The sequence below is a fragment of the Cryobacterium algoritolerans genome (genome assembly GCF_004402785.1).
GTDB classification, from domain to species: domain Bacteria; phylum Actinomycetota; class Actinomycetes; order Actinomycetales; family Microbacteriaceae; genus Cryobacterium; species Cryobacterium algoritolerans.
The window spans coordinates 16,561-31,500 of record NZ_SOFP01000031.1; the positions used below are offsets into that span (position 1 = coordinate 16,561).

At 63.1% G+C, this 14,940-nt stretch carries 16 protein-coding genes and 1 pseudogene; 6 read left to right on the forward strand and 11 right to left on the reverse strand.

The genetic code is table 11. The features are described from left to right. Positions 1-332: 332 nt before the first annotated feature. The 5 genes from E3O19_RS06000 to E3O19_RS18795 all read right to left on the reverse strand — a co-directional run bounded on the left by E3O19_RS06000 (position 333) and on the right by E3O19_RS18795 (position 3,907). Positions 333-962 (reverse strand): hypothetical protein, encoded by a 630-nt coding sequence (locus tag E3O19_RS06000; RefSeq protein ID WP_166804491.1) that lies wholly within the window; start codon positions 960-962, stop codon positions 333-335. A gap of 169 nt (positions 963-1,131) precedes the next feature. Continuing rightward, positions 1,132-2,259, reverse strand: coding sequence for a type IV toxin-antitoxin system AbiEi family antitoxin (locus tag E3O19_RS06005; RefSeq protein WP_134566153.1), 1,128 nt, complete (start codon positions 2,257-2,259; stop codon positions 1,132-1,134). 219 nt (positions 2,260-2,478) lie between these two features. After that, on the reverse strand, positions 2,479-2,757 hold the full coding sequence (locus E3O19_RS06010; RefSeq protein ID WP_198413870.1) for a hypothetical protein: 279 nt from the start codon (positions 2,755-2,757) through the stop codon (positions 2,479-2,481). A gap of 117 nt (positions 2,758-2,874) precedes the next feature. Then, a complete protein-coding gene (locus tag E3O19_RS06015) occupies positions 2,875-3,504 on the reverse strand; it encodes an IS30 family transposase (protein ID WP_420898589.1) in 630 nt (209 codons plus the stop codon). After that, complete coding sequence (locus tag E3O19_RS18795) at positions 3,404-3,907, reverse strand: helix-turn-helix domain-containing protein (RefSeq protein WP_420898590.1); 504 nt, start codon at positions 3,905-3,907, stop codon at positions 3,404-3,406. The genes E3O19_RS06015 and E3O19_RS18795 overlap by 101 nt, the downstream gene beginning before the upstream one ends. A gap of 154 nt (positions 3,908-4,061) precedes the next feature. Here E3O19_RS18795 and E3O19_RS06020 point away from each other — a divergent pair. Continuing rightward, a pseudogene (locus tag E3O19_RS06020) lies at positions 4,062-4,262 on the forward strand (recombinase family protein); the annotation flags it as partial. Positions 4,263-4,456: 194 nt separating this feature from the next. On the opposite strand, the gene E3O19_RS06025 reads toward E3O19_RS06020, so the two are convergent. Genes E3O19_RS06025 through E3O19_RS06035 form a run of 3 tightly spaced genes read right to left on the reverse strand, consistent with a single transcriptional unit; the run spans position 4,457 to position 6,469 of the window. After that, positions 4,457-4,834, reverse strand: a complete 378-nt coding sequence (locus E3O19_RS06025; protein ID WP_166804492.1) for a rhodanese-like domain-containing protein — start codon at positions 4,832-4,834, stop codon at positions 4,457-4,459. A gap of 32 nt (positions 4,835-4,866) precedes the next feature. Beyond that, complete coding sequence (locus E3O19_RS06030) at positions 4,867-5,523, reverse strand: bifunctional 4-hydroxy-2-oxoglutarate aldolase/2-dehydro-3-deoxy-phosphogluconate aldolase (RefSeq protein WP_241981233.1); 657 nt, start codon at positions 5,521-5,523, stop codon at positions 4,867-4,869. Further along, a complete protein-coding gene (locus E3O19_RS06035) occupies positions 5,516-6,469 on the reverse strand; it encodes a sugar kinase (RefSeq protein ID WP_134566159.1) in 954 nt (317 codons plus the stop codon). The genes E3O19_RS06030 and E3O19_RS06035 overlap by 8 nt, the downstream gene beginning before the upstream one ends. A 156-nt stretch (positions 6,470-6,625) precedes the next feature. On the opposite strand from E3O19_RS06035, the gene E3O19_RS06040 reads away from it, so the two are divergent. Genes E3O19_RS06040 through E3O19_RS06050 form a run of 3 tightly spaced genes read left to right on the forward strand, consistent with a single transcriptional unit; the run spans position 6,626 to position 10,262 of the window. After that, positions 6,626-7,927: a type III PLP-dependent enzyme domain-containing protein gene (locus tag E3O19_RS06040; protein WP_134566160.1), complete on the forward strand. Its 1,302-nt coding sequence runs from the start codon at positions 6,626-6,628 to the stop codon at positions 7,925-7,927. A gap of 26 nt (positions 7,928-7,953) precedes the next feature. Further along, positions 7,954-9,522, forward strand: a complete 1,569-nt coding sequence (locus E3O19_RS06045; protein WP_241981234.1) for an N-acyl-D-amino-acid deacylase family protein — start codon at positions 7,954-7,956, stop codon at positions 9,520-9,522. A gap of 8 nt (positions 9,523-9,530) precedes the next feature. After that, positions 9,531-10,262, forward strand: coding sequence for an IclR family transcriptional regulator (locus E3O19_RS06050; RefSeq protein ID WP_134566164.1), 732 nt, complete (start codon positions 9,531-9,533; stop codon positions 10,260-10,262). Between the two features lie 125 nt (positions 10,263-10,387). On the opposite strand, the gene E3O19_RS06055 is transcribed toward E3O19_RS06050, so the two are convergent. Together E3O19_RS06055 and E3O19_RS06060 are read right to left on the reverse strand one after the other, a co-directional pair. Next, complete coding sequence (locus E3O19_RS06055; RefSeq protein WP_134566166.1) at positions 10,388-10,771, reverse strand: RidA family protein; 384 nt, start codon at positions 10,769-10,771, stop codon at positions 10,388-10,390. 84 nt (positions 10,772-10,855) lie between these two features. After that, complete coding sequence (locus E3O19_RS06060; RefSeq protein WP_134566167.1) at positions 10,856-12,127, reverse strand: MFS transporter; 1,272 nt, start codon at positions 12,125-12,127, stop codon at positions 10,856-10,858. Between the two features lie 234 nt (positions 12,128-12,361). Between E3O19_RS06060 and E3O19_RS06065 the strand changes: the two genes are divergently transcribed. Next, the gene (locus tag E3O19_RS06065) at positions 12,362-13,096 is read left to right on the forward strand and encodes a helix-turn-helix transcriptional regulator (protein ID WP_166804493.1); all 735 of its coding nucleotides are present in this window, start codon (positions 12,362-12,364) and stop codon (positions 13,094-13,096) included. A 443-nt stretch (positions 13,097-13,539) separates the two neighbouring features. Here the strand turns inward: E3O19_RS06065 and E3O19_RS06070 are convergent, their stop codons facing one another. Further along, the gene (locus E3O19_RS06070) at positions 13,540-14,214 is read right to left on the reverse strand and encodes a recombinase family protein (RefSeq protein ID WP_134566171.1); all 675 of its coding nucleotides are present in this window, start codon (positions 14,212-14,214) and stop codon (positions 13,540-13,542) included. Positions 14,215-14,566: 352 nt separating this feature from the next. Between E3O19_RS06070 and E3O19_RS06075 the strand changes: the two genes are divergently transcribed. Next, on the forward strand, positions 14,567-14,797 hold the full coding sequence (locus tag E3O19_RS06075; RefSeq protein ID WP_134566173.1) for a hypothetical protein: 231 nt from the start codon (positions 14,567-14,569) through the stop codon (positions 14,795-14,797). Positions 14,798-14,940 lie beyond the last annotated feature (143 nt).

Genomic DNA, 14,940 nt, shown 5'->3' on the forward strand with positions numbered 1-14,940 from the left:
CGAGCCGTCCCGTAGGCCCCGCCCGAATATTCGCGCTCAGGTGCGGCAAATGCCGCGCCTTCTGACCGACTTCAGCGTCGAAGGCGTGCCAGGGAGCTGGTCCAAACAAAGTTAAGCGTCGGGATCGTGGCCGAGCATTTTGAGCAGTTCCCGAAGAGAATGTGCTACCTGCTCGTACCCGTGTTCATAGAAAAGGGGGGGGGTCAGCTCATGCAGGCCGGTGTCGTCGAGTTCGTGAAGCATTTCAACTGTCTCGAGGACGAACGCCTCGACTTCAGCGGACAGTTTCCCGGGCCAGGAGGCGCCGCCTCACATGGTCATCGTTCTCGAGTTCAGATCTCTTCGCCGGTGGGATTCGTGCGCATCTCCGCAAGAATGTCCGTAGCCAAGAGGGACACGGCCAGGGCCACGGTGGCGGGATCGCCAATTTCTTCTTCCGCGCGGCCAGCCATCGTGGATCCGAGGGATTCTGGGCCCTGGGCGAAGAGCCCGTCCAACTGATCGAGCGCGTAACTTGTGGCCGGGCGGCTGAGCGGGTCGTTCAGGAGCATCCCTAGGGTGGCGGCGATCGAGGCAGTGTCGACAGCGACCAGGAGCCGGTAGATATCGTGGGCATCCTTATCGTTGAGCCGGTGCGGGGAGTCCGCGCGCTCGGCGATCTTGTGGATCTTGGCCACGAGCAGCGCCGCGGGACCAGCGACCCGGGCGCTATAACGGCGAGAGTCGCTCTCATCCAAAGCGCTGATGTCCATGAAGGAGTTGTCGATGACAGCCGCTTCCAGCCCTCGAGCGCGACGGGTGGCGCTCTTGTGGTGGGGCGGGATCCGTGCCCCGCGGGTGTTCTTCGTGCCTGTGCCGGCCAGATCTTCGGGCACCATCAGGTCCACGGGGATGCCGGCGCGATTCATCCACGCTCCCGGCTGACCGCTGAACGTGTTGAGGTGGAACCCGGCCCGGGTCATGGCCTCTTCGAGAAGAGGGTCATCATCAAGCCGGCGGGGATCGAGAGCGAGGTCGCTGTCCTTCGTCGCCTCGGCGAGGGCGACGAGTGCGTTTCCCGTGTGCAGATAGATGGCTTGGGCGCCGATGACGATGACCGCGTCCCGGTGCTCGCTGAGTGCTTCGAGGGCGTCAAGCAGGGCTTAGCGCGCCTGCACGAGCAGGTTGTCGGAGTCGCCACGAGGACTCATTGCGTTCCATCCAATCCATTAGTTCTTCGGCTTCTGCCGGGTTACGTCCCGGCCCGGTCATCAGGTCGACGGCCACCTGCGCGGGCGCCACGATCACGGTTCCATCGGCGGTCGTGATGGTTCGCTCGAACACGACAGCTGTTGCCGGTTCCGCCAGGAGGACGTTCGCTCCGGACTCGGCCGGACGCAGTCCCCAGGCCGCGGCGGCTTGTGCTGCGTCGGCGACGTAGACCAGGGCCGATCGTGCTGGGGCGTACGGTGCCCACTCTGCTGCGGCGGTCGTTCCCGTCACGGCGTACTGCACATCGGCAATATCCGTTGCCTTCGTCAGGAGTGTGGCCAGGCCGCGGGGCTCGATGTAGCGGGTGATGCGGCTGCTGCGGACGAAGCCGTAGTCCTTGCTCCACTGCTGCAGCAGACGACGCCAGTCGCGGAGAACGATTTTGCCGTCCTCGTTCCGGGTGACGAGGTCCTCACGTTCGAGGTACTCGACCACACGGTACGTCGCCCCTGTCGAAGCACCGGACAGGTCAATCAGCTCACGGATGCTCCAGGGACCGGTGTAGTCCATCAATGCGCGCACAACCTTTGCCGCGGGGACACCTTTGAGGGTGCCGCGGGGTCGACCCGGGCCACGCCAGGGGTCGTTGTCCGCGCCGCGGTTGGCAATGAACAAGCCCGGCACGGACACGACCAAGCGCATGTTGCCGGTGGCATCGATATAGGAGACTCCCCGTTCCGCCAGTGCCTCACGCACAGACGGTGCCAGGTACCGGGCGACGACGACGGTCCACGCATTCGGGAACCTCCCCGCCGCGCCGCGCAGCTGCTCCGACACGGCGAGCACGTTGCGTCGCTCCAACACGCGCTTGGCCTCAATCACCAGAGAGGCGGTGGTGCCGTCCGGGCCCGATACTGACAGCACGGCGTCAAAGTCCCGATCACTGCCACCCGCTGCGGCCACGGGGACGAGCGACCAGCCCTCCGGCAGCTGATCACGCAGCTGCTGCAGGCACACGCGCAGAACGTCGCTAAGCGTTTGAGGCTCGCTCTGTTCGTCGCTGACCACCAGCACTCCATTCGTTGTTCGGAAAACATACCATTTCCGTCGCCAGCGGACAAGAGTGTTATACCGAACACGACACTTGAGTCGCCGCCAGGAGCGGGGAACCTAGCCATGAGCCGCGAAGGACCGGGCGGCCGCGATGACTTTCGGCCCAATTACGTCCAGCGGCTCGCCACGCAACACGGCAGCGGGGGACTGGTCGCCCAGCTCAGGGTTCATGCCCTAGAACCACGCCTGGATTGTCTTCGCGCTCTCACGTTCGATCAGGATGCCGGCAACGTAATAAGAAGTACGCAGTCTCATAACGACGTCCGCACCAGGGGCGCGGGAGCCTTCCGCCCATTCACGCACGGAGCGCGTGTTTGCAACGCGGCCAAGATATGCGACGAGCTGGGCGCCGAGGATCTCGCGGAGACCCGTGACGATCCCGCCAGTGTCCAGCCGCACAGAATCCTCGTACGCGCGATGACCTGGCTGCGCGGCGGGGACGGGAATACTCATGCTGGCAAGTCTTCCGCGTCACTGATTCAATGGCAAGAATCCTTAGTGTTTTTACGGGCAATATAACGGGTAAAATAACACTTAATATGACCGATAATGGTTATTACGTCGGCGGATTCAAGTGGTGTCGGCAACACCGGTTTGATTTGTTGGGTTCGAGATTAGCGTGGCGAGGACTTCTGCGGGCGTTCGGTAGCCGTGGCGTTTGCGGGGCCGACGGTTGAGTTCCGCAGCAACGTTCTCGAGGATCCCGGGCCCGTGGAAGGACAGGTCGGTACCCTTTGGAAAGTACTCGCGCAGGAGCCCGTTGGTGTTCTCGTTGCTGCCACGCTGCCAGGGCGAGTGCGGATCGCAGAAATAGATCGGCATCCCGGTCGCCATCGTGATTTCCTGGTGTCGGGACATCTCCGCTCCCTGATCCCAGGTGGTCGAACGGCGCAGCTGTTCCGGGAGAGTGTTCATCGCGACGATCATCGCGTCGGCCACCGTGCGAGCGGTGTGATCCCCGGGCAGATGCAGCAGCATCACGTATCCCGTGGTCCGTTCGACGAGGGTTCCGATCGCGGACTTCGACGAGGTCGAGCCGATGATCAGGTCGCCCTCCCAGTGCCCGGGAACGGCACGGTCCTCGATCTCTGGCGGCCGGTCAGAGATCATCACCATCTCCCGGAACCTCTGCGGCCACGTAGAGAGCCTGGTAGATCGTCTCGTGTGACACCTGCATCTCCGGATTCTCCGGATGTTCAACTTTTAGTCGACCCGCGACCTGTTCCGGGCTGAACCGATCGGTGAGCATCGTGGTGACCTGTTCCCGTAACGCTAACCCGTCCAGCTTCTGGGCTCTGGGCCGGCGAGCCCGCGCCCAGGTTTGCTCCTGCGCGAGCGACGGCACGTAGCGGCCAGTGACCGTGTTCCTGGCCACCTCCCGGCTGATCGTTGAAGGCGCCCGGCCCAGAGCCGCGGCGATGCGGCGCACCCCGTGACCGCGGGCGAGCTGGAATCCGATCTCTTCGCGCTCTCGCAACGATAAGAGTCCGGAACGGGCAACACTGAAATCCTGAACCGGTGATGGCAGCACCTTCTGATGCTGGCTTAACCACCGATACCCAGTCGGTCGCGACACCCCAGCAGCCTGCGCCGCGACGGCCACTGATAGCCCCGCGTCCAGCCCATCCCAAAACGACAAACGGACGCTCAAAGGCGACCACGGTCGAGCCATCGATAACACCCCACAGAACTCAGGGTGTTGCTCTCACCACCTGAACTCGCCGACGGTACTCACCGTTAGTTATAAGACATCTCCAGTGACGAAGCTGATCGGCTACGCGCGCGTATCGTCGCGCCAGCAATCCGCCGACCCGCAACAGGTCGATATCCTGGCGGCAGGCGTCCGCCGCGACGACCTCTACTCCGACCACGGCATCTCCGGTGCTCGAGCATCACGCCCAGACTTCGATCGCGTCCTCGACGCCCTCGAGGACGGAGATGCTCTCGTCATCACTACTTAGCTTGCCTGGATCGTGCACACCGACACCGTTCTCGGCCGCGTTTACTACTTGAAAGACGGCCTCCGCGTCATCTTCAAACTCCCGATCGATGAAGCACGCGAAGCACTCGAAGAATGGGTCGCCTAGGGCCGCCCTGATGACAGCAGAAGCTCATAACTCGGTTCGCTTCTTTCGTGTCTACCTCGATCAGCTCAACTTTCAGCTGTGGCAAGCCGGTCTGGCGCCTGTCGCGTTACGGTACCCCCGCGTTCCAACGCGAACCCGTTCCGCACCCAATACTCGTACCCGCCGATCATCTCGCGCACGTCGAAGCCCTCGGCGAGCAAGCGACGCGCGGTATACGTGGCGCCGTTGCATCCGGGACCCCAGCCATAGACGACGAGGGTGCGGTCCCGGGGCAGCATGGTGAGACGAGCATCCGGGGTATCGGCGGGAAGGTGTAGGGCGCCGGCGACGTGACCGTGGTCCCACGAAAGCTGCTTGCGGGTGTCGACAATCACGGCTGTGTCGGCCGTCTGGGCTCGGGATGCGGCAACGACGTCGATCTCGTACGCAAGTCTCGCGTCCACGAACGCCAAAAGGTTGCTGTTTGAGACCACGGTTACTGCCCAGCAGGAACGATCTGCGCCGCAGGTTCGAGTAGCGCCACCAGCTTGGGCAGCTGCGACGGGTCCTCGAGGGCCGAACCGATGGCGACGACCCGCGCGCCTGCGCGCAGGAACTCTCCCGCATTCGCGGCATTCATGCCTCCGGTGGTGACAAACCTCGCCTGCGGGAAAGGTCCCTGCATCGCCTTGATCCACGCAGTCCCGAGCACTGATGCCGGGAACACCTTGAGCCAGGTCAGACCCTCTTTGAGCGCGAGCTGCACCTCGCTCGCCGTCGCCACCCCCGGCATCACGGGCATCCCGAAATCGGACGACGCCCGCACTACCTCGAGATCGAAGCCGGGACACACGGTGAACTCGGCCCCCGCTTCCGCCGCTTGCCGCACGTGTTCAACCGAGACGACTGTGCCTGCGCCAACAACCTTTCCCCGCTCCCGGGCTGCCATGGCGACGACCCGCAATGACTCGATGTCCTCAGGTGTCTGGATTGGCAGCTCGACGACGTCGATGCCGAGGTCCCAAGCCATCGTCGCGACGGTGAGGCTACGCTCGACCCCCATGCCACGCAAGATCGCCATGAGTGGCGCTGCGTTGAAGATCTCGGTGAACTGTGCATTATCGACCATAGTCAGACTGAGCCTTTCATTCAATGGGTTCGGTGAGCAGGAGACGTGCGACGCCGCCGACCGGAACGGAAGTCGATGCTGGTTCCGCGACGAAGTCGCTAGTCGACAGCAGCACCAGCCGCGCGCGTTCGTGGCCGGCGCGCAGCCGATCGTCCGCGCTGGCACCGCGCAACAGGGCGGCGAGGTAGCCGGCGGCGAACGCATCACCAGCCCCGACCGCCTCCAACACCTCCGTGGGGATTGCCGGCTCGAAGACGCTTCCGCCCGCGCTGAAATCAGTGGCGCCAACGTCGCTGTCCTTCACGACGAGCCGCGCGGGTTCCGGCAGCAGTGTTCGCACGTCATTCGCCGTGCAGCAATTCCAGAGCGCGTGGGCTTCATCAAGGCCGACGAAAACGATATCTGCGCGGCTCGCCAACGCGAGCAGCACCGAGGCCGCAGCACCCTCCGACCACAACGACGCCCGGTAATTGACATCGAAACTGAGTATCGCGTTGCTTCCCGCGACGCGTTCGAACACCGTGTCTACCAGGGCGACACAGCTCGCCGACAGTGCGGGCGTGATGCCCGAGAGGTGCACAATGTCCGCGTCTTCAAGAGGAATGCGTGCAACTGTTGCAGGGCTCATTCGGGATGCGGCCGACCCACTGCGGTAATAGACGACGCCATTTCCCGGGTCTTTGAAGTACACGCCCGTGGGCGCATTCGAGTCGCACGTGACCCACCGAGTATCGACGCCGTGGCTTGCGATTGACCGACGGATGCGGTGCCCGAAAACATCGTCCCCGAGCGCGCCCACCCACGCCGACGAGAGGCCCAGCTGCGCTAGGTGACACGCCACGTTGGACTCCGCACCGCCGGGGTGAAGGCGCACGTCCTCGGCGGTGGCTATCGATTCGGCACGCGCCGGGGTGAACATCATCATCGTCTCGCCGATGGCTATCAAGCGCGGTGTGGCCTCGAGCGTCATAGCCCAACTATGACGTTTATCGTGTGACATGTGCAACTCACGTTGCATCATTTGCACATGTTAACAATGACGAGACCTACAATTAACTGGCGTAACGTGAGCAGCCAACGCAACAGGATGTGCCAGGGTGCACCCGGAATCCCGAAAGGGGACACGATGGCACGACCGCTTTTATTGGACGAGTTGGGGAACGAACACTTGTCTGCACGCGACAAAGGGATCCCGGAGCGCGCATTCGGCATGACAGTGACCGAGTTCCTCGCAAGCGGGCCCCGACTTTCGGAGTTCTGGACACCGATCGTCACGCTCGACGACGAGGCGATTCAGAGCAACCTGGCGGTGATGGCGCAGTGGAGCGCGTCGCACGGGCTCAAGCTAATGCCGCACGGCAAGACCACCATGGCCCCCGCACTGTGGCAGAGGCAGCTTGACGCAGGGAGCCTCGGCATCACCTTGGCGACGATGGGGCAGGTCCGCACCGCGCGCAGCTTCGGCCTGGACTCGATCATGCTCGCCAACGCGGTCGTCGACGACCGGTCCCTGCGCTACCTCGCCACCCAGCTTGCTGACCCGGAGTTTCGCTTCGTCTGTTGGGCCGACTCGATCGCAACGATCGAGGCGATGGAGCGCACTCTCCGCGACGCCGGCACCCCGCGACGCGTCGACGTCTGCGTCGAAATCGGTGCCGCCGGCGGGCGCACCGGGGCGCGCACCGTCGCCGAGTCCGTCGAGGTCGCCCGGCGGGCCGCCGCATCTGACGTCGTCCGTCTGGCCGGCGTTGCCGGGTACGAAGGCAGTCTGGGGCACGACCGCTCGGATGCGTCGCTGGATGCAGTGCGCGCATACCTTCAACGACAGGTCGAACTACATCATGCACTGCATGATCTCTACGACGAGGACGGCGACGTCTATGTGACCGCAGGCGGAAGCGCGTATTTCGACTTAGTTGCGGAGGCGTACGCCGACGCGATGGCCGCCGATTCGGGCACCTTGTGGACCCTGCGCAGCGGAGCGTACATCGTGCACGATGACGGTTTCTATCGCCGAATCTCCCCACTTGACGAGGGCGCCGCGGCACCCGGCCGGTTGCGCTCTGCGATGCGTGGCATTGCCCGCGTCGTGTCGCACCCCGAACCGGGCCTGGCCCTACTCGACGGCGGCAAGCGCGACTTCCCGTTCGACGAGGGACTGCCGATCCCACGTCAGGTCGCGAACGACCTGGGCTGCGAGTGGGAACCCCTGACCAATGCGTCGATCCTCGCCGTGAACGACCAGCACAGTTACCTGGGGCTCACGGTCGAGACTCCTGCGCTCGTTGGCCAGGATGCTCCGCTCGGCTCGGTCGTCGCGCTGGGGCTGTCACATCCGTGCACGACGTTCGACAAGTGGCGATACCTGCCGGTGGTGGCCTCACAGGGCTCCGACCGCGTGGTCGACCTCGTCCGCACGTTCTTCTAACCGACACGCGCGAAATGGGGCCCAAAATGCGATTGGTTATGCGCGGCGGAACGGTAGTCGACGGCCAGGGGATGCGACGCGCCGACGTGGCCGTCGAAGGCGACACCGTGAGCGCGGTCGGGGACCTTACCGTCGGGCCGGACGATCATGTCATCGACTGCCGGGGACGTTACCTGCTCCCCGGTTTCGTCGACACCCATTCCCACGCCGACGGCCTTATGGAGGACGAGTCCGTGCAGCGGTCTCTGCTGAAACAGGGCGTGACGACGGTGATTACCGGGCAAGACGGCATCTCCTACGCACCGGGTAATGGAGGGTACGCGAGTGAGTACTTCGCCGCCATCAATGGCGATCATCCGAGATACTCGGGCGGTGGCGTTGCGGAGTATCTTGCTGCGGTCGACGGACGGTCGAGGCTGAATCTCGCCTACCTCGTCCCCGCAGGAACGGTACGCTGGGAGGTGTGTGGGCGATCGACAACGCCGGCGGACGATGCGCAGCGTGCGGCGATGGTCGCCCTGGTCGACGAGGGCATGCGCGAGGGCGCCATTGGCCTGTCAACGGGCCTCGACTATGTTCCCGGCCTGTTTGCCGGCGCAGACGAGATTGCTGCATTGTGCGAGCCGATCGCCCGCAACCGCGGCATCTATGTCACGCATATGCGCGGCGGATACGAGGACAAGTCGGCCGCAGGCATCGAGGAGATCGCGCGCATCACTGCGGCATCCGGCGCGCGCATCCACATCTCGCACTTTCACGCACAGGCGCATATCGTGCATGACCAGCTCGACGCTCTCCGACGTGCAGGTGTCGACGCAACCTTCGACGCGTATCCATACACCCGGGGCTGCACGATACTAGGCATGCCGTTGCTGCCGCCGGAACTCTCGGCGCTCCCGGCCGACACCGTCGTCGAAGTCATTACCGATCCGGCCGAGCGGCAGCGCTTGCGCCGCGACTGGTTCCCGGCTGTCGAGCGCAACGCCAGCCTCGGGCCCGAATGGCCCTCGATGATCACGCTCGCGCATGTGGCTGCGCCGGAATTCGCGTGGACACACGGGCTCACTCTTGAGGATGCCGCGGCCCACGCCGGCACCGACGCCATCGATCTCGCCCTGGATTTGCTCGCCGCCTCCCGCCTGCAAGTCAATGCCGTCATGGCGGTTCGGCACGAGCGCCCAGTCGCCGAACTCGCCCGCATCTTCTCGCATCCGGGCCACATGGGCGGCTCAGACGGCATCTTCATCGGCGCGCATCCGCATCCGCGTGCCCGCGGGACCTTCGCCCGATACCTGCGCGAGTATGTGCGCGAAACGCAGGAATGGTCGTGGTCGGACGCGGTAGTTCACCTTTCGACGGCACCGGCGGCTCGCTTCGGCCTGGGTCGACGTGGCCGGGTTGCTGCCGGGTGGATCGCCGACCTCATCGTGGTCGACCCGCGCACAGTGGCAGACACCGCTACCTATGATGAGCCACTGGGCGAGGCCGTCGGGATCAACGACGTGTTGGTGGCCGGAGTGCCGGTACTCGCCAACGGCGCACTCGCGGACAGCACACCGGGCCGGGGCCTCAGGCGCGAACACGCGGAAGGGTAAGGGAAGCCATGTCACAGAGCGTAAAAAGGGCAGCGCGCATCATCGACTCGATCGCCGCGCAGCCGAAGACGGTCGCTCAGCTCGCCGAGGAGTTCGAGCTGCACCGCTCGACCATGTTCCGAGAACTGAAGACGCTCGAGGAGGTTGGCTACGCCCGTCGGCGCCAAGACGGAACCTATACGCTCGCCTTCCACCTCGTGTCCCTCGCGCAGGCCTCGCTTGAGAACCTCGACCTGCGCCAGGCCTCCTACAGCCACGTTCGCCAGCTACACCAGCTCGTCGGCAACACTGTGCACGTGGCCGCACTAGTGGACGATGCGATCATCTATGTCGACAAGGTCGAAGACGTCAGCGGCGTGCGCATGTACTCGCGCATCGGTGCCCCGGTGCGCCCTTACTGTAGCGCCGTCGGCAAGGCGATCCTCGCCGACCTCGACACGGCCAGACGCGATGCCATTCTCGCAGGCACGACGTGGAAGAGGTACACCGACACGACAATCACCACTCGCAGGGCGCTGAATGTCGAGCTGGACGCCGTGGCCCAACAGCGGTGGGCCGTGGACAACGGCGAGTTCGAGGATTTCGTCAACTGCGTGGCCGTGCCCATCCGGACTTCGGCGGGGGTGGTCGGCGCACTCTCGCTCACCGCGATCCGCATGAAACACGACCTGGAGCAGATCAAACAACACATCCCGCTCCTTCAGCGCACCGCGGCGCAGATTGCTCGCGAGCTCGGGTAGCCGGCCGCGGCGAGCATCGGAATCACCGCATTCGGCCGCTCCCACACGGCGCGGGAACGGCGTTCGGGCCGCTCCGCGCGGGTGTGGTTGCGGAGCGGCCCGAACTTGCAAGTCGGCTCAGCGGCCTACTTGTCGTCGGGCAGAACGGCGACGACATCGATCTCGACGAGGATATTCGCCAGCTGCGACCCGACAGTCGTGCGCACGGGGTACGGCTCCGCGAAGAACTCCGCATACGCCCCATTGAATTCGGTGAAATCCGCCAGATCGGCCAGGTGCACCGTGGTCTTGACGCAGTCATCCATGGTGAGCCCACGCTCGGCGAGAACGGCCTGAATGTTGCGCAGCACCTGCCGAGTCTGGTCGGCGACGGAATCTGCCACATTCCCAGTGGCAGAGTCCTGCGGCCCGAATCCGGCCGTGTAGAAGAACCCTTTCGCCTCAATGCCCTGGCTGTAGGGGCCGGCGGGTTGCGGTGCGTTCGTGGTGCGGAAGGCGGTCTTCGCCATGAATGTTTCTCCTTTTCGTGAGGGCTGAGGGCATGTGCCAGGGCACCCGTGGACTTACGCCGCCTCGGGTACCCCAGTCACAAGCTATGCGAGCGCGTGAAGTCGACCCGCGTTCTCTACATCGGGCCGGAACGACGCGTACCCCGTGGCGATCACGCCGATGAGGACGACAACAGCTGCGAAGATGATGATCGGCAAGATCGAGCCGAAGGCCAGTGAGAGCGCGGTCGCGATCAATGGGGCGAACCCGCCGAGCATGTTCGAGAACTGGTAACCGATGTTCACGCCCGTGATGCGCGCCTCCACATCGAACATCTCGGTGAGCATCGTCTGGAGGGTGCTCTGCATGGCAACACCTGGAATAACGAAGCCGATGACCATGCCGAGCCAGATCAGCACCGCGACATTCGTGCTGTACAGCGCGAAAGCGGGGTAAAGCAGCAGCGCGAAGACGATGGCAGCGGTGATGTAGAATTTGCGGCGACCAACCTTGTCGGAGACCCACCCCCAGAACGGTGCGGCGAAGATCTGCAGAACGCCGACGATCATCGTTCCGATGAAGCCGACCTGTGCGTGGGTGCCCTTGGAAACGATGAAAGCGATCCCGAAGGTCAGCACGACGTAGCTGGCAATGCTTTGCGGCAAGCCGATGAGAATACCGAGGAGCGCGTTCTTCGGATGACGAAGAGCCTCTTTCAGCGGGTTCGTACGCTTGACCTGCCCAAGCTCAACGGCCTGGGTGTGCTGTTTGAACTCCTCGGGCTCCTCCAACTTCGAGCGCAGTACCACGGCGATCACGGAGAGCACGAGAGCAAAGACAAACGGAAGGCGCCAACCCCATGCCATGAAGAACGATGCGGAACCCGCGCCCAATAGGGCCATGAAGCCGGCCGATGCAACGTTCGCGACACCGGCACCAGAGATCAGGAGCGCCCCAAAAAGGCCGCGCCGTCCCACCGGGGCATGCTCGACAACGAGAGTCGCAGCTGCCCCCATTTCACCACCCACGAACAATCCCTGCAGCAATCGGAACAGCAGCAGCAGAATCGGCGCGACAATCCCGATCGACGCATAGGACGGGGTCAGGCCGATCGCGGCCGTGCATATCCCCATCCCGATCACAGTAGCCATCAGAGCGGGTTTGCGCCCGAATCGATCGCCAATGTGACCCCAGAAGAGGCCACCAATGGGGCGCAACAAGAAGCCGAATGCGAAGCTGCCGAACGATTCGAGTACCGCCACTGCCGGGTCAGTATTCGGGAAGAACACCGCGGGGAACACGACGGCCGCCGCGAGTCCATAGAGGTAGTAGTCGTAATACTCCATGAGCGTGCCGATGGCTCCGGCAGCGACCATGCGGAGTTGCTTCGGCGATATTGCAAAACCCCACGCCGTGCGTCGTTCTTCTTGTACCTGGACCAATGAGAGCCTCCTTGCCCTGACTGCAGATCTGCGAGATGGTGCCGGAGTTGTCCGCCGCGCGACCACTGGATAAGCTAACACCAATATGAACAGAATGTCTATACGCTTAACAATTTGTAAGCATTCAAGGCGTTGGATAATAATGATGACCTAATGACTGAGGGAGACATGATGACCGCACTTTCGACTCCGTCTTCGATGAGCCAGCTTGCGCACATGGGGGCCTATGAGTCAGTGGCCGACATTCTCACCACCTTCCGCCCGGTCATGCACGCAATGGCGGCCGCCGCCGGCCCCGGCTGCGAAGTGGTCCTGCACGACCTCTCTGCCCCGGATCCTGACCTCAGCCATACGATCGCAGCGATCGAGAACGGGCACGTTACCGGACGCGAAGTCGGCGGCCCCTCCAGCAGTCTTGGAATCGGCGTGCTTCACAATCAGGGAGCAGACCACAACGCGTTTGGATACCGAGGCTTCACGAGTGATGGACGCCAGTTGCGCTGCTCCTCGGTGTATTTTCGCAACTCAGCCGGGCGGATCATCGCCGCGTTGTGCGTGAACTTCGACGTCAGCACGATAGAACAGGCCCGGATCCTGCTCGACGGCTTGCTGCCGCAAGCTCCGTCCAGTTCTCACGACCAGCCGAAAGAGTTCTTCGGACAGGACTTGGTGTCTGTGATGGATGCGATGGTCACCGAGGCCATCCGCGAGATCGGCAAACCCGTGGGCCAGATGAACCGCGACGACCGCACCGCTGTCCTCACCAGGCTGGACCACCAGGGGGCTCTGCAGATGAGAAAGGGCATCGAAAGCATCGCCGCTCGTCTGGGTATCTCTCGCGTCACCGCTTATTCCTACCTTGAGGAGGCACGAAATCAGGATGCGGACGAGGTCGCGGGATAAAGCCCTGCCTCTTACCTTGCGCTTGAGCCGTTTGATCTCCTCCAACTCATGGCTTCGGTGAGCACCGTACGCATCAAATACTCAACACGTCGAGGGAGGCGTAAGTAACTCTTGCGTGTTAATGCTGCTTGAAAACGGGACCAGTTCTGCCGGGTGAGTTCTAGCCCTCATTGCAAACACTCCTCATATTAATTTGGGAGTGTGGAGATGAGGCGACGAGGGCGCAAGAGACACCTCAACCGTGAGGACGAAACGGCCTGCAACCCCCGCACCGTGACGTCGTCGCCACGCTTGCCATGGCGATATCGAGCCGACATCGTCGAGCTTGGCGTGTCGGTGGCGCGCCGCCCGATGGGCAGGTCGAGTGCGGCGATAATCGAATCCGGACTGCCCCGTTGGCCGACGACTCATGAAAGCGCCCGTCCAACACTTCGCCAGCCGTGTCAGGCACCCTGTGCAGCGTTTCGACCTGGTGTGTATTCGACGCCAGGAGACGAGGTACCGCGAACACGTCCCGCTCCCTCAGCGGCAGACATGGCTGCCTCCGCGGAGAATCTTCCTGCCTCGGCGCGGAGGTAGACGTAGACGGTTTCACGGCTGATCCCAAAGTCTCGAGCGAGAACAGCTTTCGGCACGCCGGCGGCGGCCTTCCCACGAAGCTCGGCGGCGCGAGCCGCGTCGAGTGAGGGGGCGCGACCGCGGTAAGCGCCACGCCTCTTGGCCAGGGCAATGCCCTCGCGTTGACGTTCCCGGATCAAGGACCGCTCAAACTCAGCAAAGGCTCCCATGACGTTAAGGAGCAGGTTTGCCATCGCGTTATCGTCGCCCGTGAAGGTGAGTTGCTCTTTCACGAACTCGACGCGTACCTTCTTCGCCGTAAGCCGGCGCACGATAGAGCGGAGATCATCCAGGTTGCGGGCAAGGCGATCCATGGAGTGCACAAGAACGGTGTCGCCGTCTCTGACGAACTTGATCATCTCCTCGAGTTCGGGCCGGTTCAGATCCTTCCCCGACGCCTTGTCCTCAAAGACCCGGTCGACGGCGACGCCATCAAGCTGGCGGACGGTGTTCTGGTCGAGGGTGCTGACTCGCACATATCCAACTCGTTGGCCCGTCACGGAATCTCCTGCCTGTTCTGTCAGGTTGAACTCTAGGACCCCGCATCAAAGACTGTTGACCAAAAAGAATTCGACCCTATCTTGACGGTCCTGAATGCCGCCGCCTGACGTCCATTTGGGGTGTACCCAACCTTGTCATATCGGTTAGGCGACCTTGTGAAGCGCGAACTAATAGCGATGAGCAAACCTCCGGGCCACATATCGCTGCGCTCACGGGATTCCACAGCTCTGCTGGGCCACGCTCGGTTGATCAAATAGTGATCGCGGCCACACCGGGCGCATGGACGGCGCCGCGAAGACTGACCACTCCACCATGTATGTCGGCTTCGTCAGGCGCGCTATCGTTTGAGCAATGAGCACAGGCAACGATACGACCGGTAAATTCTACGAACATGAAGGCACTTGGATTTATGAGTTCGAGGAAGGCGACGACGTCGTGAAGAGGCAGTTCACCGCCGATCCCCGTCTTGCCGGCAACAATGCTCGCCTCGACACCTCGACTCGTATCTTTTCCAATGGGTCATGGCAAACAACCTGGTACGACGCCAATGGCGTGCCCACTGTCGACACGGTCGAATCGTAGAGCCGCTGGCAGAACACTCGGCTGGTACCGAATGTGTTCCATCGCCGGCGAAGAACGCGGGAACTAGGCCGACGTCAGTTGGTTCGCCGACTCACATCTGATCCATTGGCAAGACGCGGGCGGTCATCCTGCTAGCTTTGGGA